A 344-nucleotide genomic window follows, 5' to 3' on the forward strand; every position below is an offset into this window, starting at 1 on the left:
GAAGCACCCGGAGCAAGTACGGTGATGGTGTTGTTCAGACCTGTCAAAGGATCGACAACTGATATATTTTCCAGCGTGGTGTTACCGATATTGGATACCGTAATGGTGTAATTGAGTTCATCACCAGGAGCTGCAAAAGTTGTTTCAGTCACTGCTTTGCTGATTGCAAGCGCAGGGGACTGTGTAGCCGTTACGGTCACATCATCCGAAACAGAGATGTCCTCAACAGCAGCCGTAGCCGTGTTGGATACAGAACCTGCATCGATATCATCCTGATCGACTGTATAGGTCGTGTTGATGTCCTGTGAAGCACCCGGAGCAAGTACGGTGATGGTGTTGTTCAG

1 protein-coding gene is annotated in these 344 nt (G+C 48.8%); it reads right to left on the minus strand.

What is annotated here, in order from left to right; all coding sequences use genetic code 11:
- On the minus strand, window positions 1-344 hold a 344-nt coding region (locus HMJ38_RS25200), incomplete at both ends, for a DUF7507 domain-containing protein (protein WP_194977204.1).

The organism is Aquiflexum lacus, assembly GCF_015476655.1.
Taxonomy (GTDB): Bacteria; Bacteroidota; Bacteroidia; order Cytophagales; family Cyclobacteriaceae; genus Aquiflexum; species Aquiflexum lacus.